2 protein-coding genes are annotated in these 1,519 nt (G+C 32.3%); one reads left to right on the top strand and one right to left on the bottom strand.

Going from position 1 to position 1,519, the window contains the following annotated elements:
- Positions 1–217: 217 nt before the first annotated feature.
- The gene (locus tag QI30_RS19570; protein WP_126992130.1) at positions 218–988 is read right to left on the bottom strand and encodes a class I SAM-dependent methyltransferase; all 771 of its coding nucleotides are present in this window, start codon (positions 986–988) and stop codon (positions 218–220) included.
- 131 nt (positions 989–1,119) lie between these two features.
- On the opposite strand from QI30_RS19570, the gene QI30_RS19565 reads away from it, so the two are divergent.
- Positions 1,120–1,519: LysR family transcriptional regulator (locus QI30_RS19565; protein ID WP_148113919.1), on the top strand; the 400-nt coding region annotated here is incomplete at its 3' end.

Below are 1,519 nucleotides of genomic sequence, written 5' to 3'. Positions count from 1 at the left end.
TTCTCTCTAATTTATGGGACTTTCTTTTTGGGAATGGGTTTTGGAGCTGAAATGAGCCAATTTTAGTAAAATATTAACTGCCAGTTGATGCAACACCATAAACGAACATTATTGGCACTTATGCTGTCATATCAAGGTTACTGATCTTAACGTACAATTTTTCCGTTTTGCTGTCTGTACGCCTAAATGTCTTATAACATTTTGATTTTCGATAAAGTTATTTCTTTAAAGCGATAATTCTAATTCGCTTGTAATCAGCATACCAATTACCATTACGATAAAGCTTTTCATATAAATTTTTTTCCACTGTATCAAAAATATTATTTTTGACTACCGTATCTACATTTTCAAAGATACTTGGACTAAACATTTCTAACCAGTTTCTTAAACCATCTTCGCCAGAAAGCTTCGTAGGTCGGCTAAAATGGAATGCATAACCTACTTGAAAGTTTTTAGACTCTAGTAACGACGTATATTCACCGATTGTAGGGAAATACCATGGGAATTGTTCATCTGTAAAAGGAATGCCGGCATTTTTGATTTGTTTGATTAACTCATCAGTGATTGTTTGCACATTGCCACCACCACCAAACTCTACAACCATTCTTCCTCCTAGTTTTAAACTTTGATAAATGCTTTCTATCGCCTTTTCAGGATTTTTAATCCAATGTAGTGTCGCATTTGAAAAAACACAATCAAATTCATTTTCATATGTCAATGCTGTCGCATCAGCTACATAAAACGGAATATGTGGATATTTTTGCTTTGCTTGCTCAATCATATTTTCGGAATAATCAATGCCAACAACGTCTATGTGAAGGTCATGTAGCATATTTGCCAAATCGCCTGTCCCACATCCTACGTCTAGTACCCTTTCCCCTTGCTTTGGATTAAGTAATGAGATGAGATCTGTTCCGTAGTTAGATACAAATGCATGATTGTTATCGTAAAGTGAAGCGTCCCATAAATCTTTTTTCGTCGTATTCATTATAAAATTCCTCCTTTTATTTAATTTAAATGTTTAAATATTCCATAATTGAATTATAATAGTTTGAATACATAAACAGAAATAAAGAAAAATAACAATTTTAATAACAAATCGTTATTAGGAGGATATCAATGAATATTAAATGGCTAAAAACTTTTATTGTTACTGCACAGCATGAAAACTTTCGGAAAGCGAGTGAAATTCTTTTTCTGACACAACCAGCTGTGTCTAAACACATACAAAGATTAGAAGATTATTTACAATGTTCTTTATTTTCGAGAAAAGGAAAACAAGTTCTATTGAATGCAGAGGGACATCGTTTTTTACCGATTGCTCAAAAAATTCTAAAGGAATATGAAATAGGTTTACATCATTTTGAGGCATGGCAATGTGGTTATACGAAGCAATTATCTATTGCAGTTGCACCTCAAATTGCTTCTTCTATTTTGCCTGCTATTTTAAAAGATTTTATGATAAAAGAGCCTAAAATTGAAATACTCATTGATGTTGTTAATTCATATGAAGTTGTTC

This window comes from Candidatus Kurthia intestinigallinarum (genome assembly GCF_003991225.1).
Taxonomy (GTDB): domain Bacteria; phylum Bacillota; class Bacilli; order Bacillales_A; family Planococcaceae; genus Kurthia; species Kurthia populi.
This window is presented reverse-complemented; position numbering and strand designations above follow the sequence as displayed.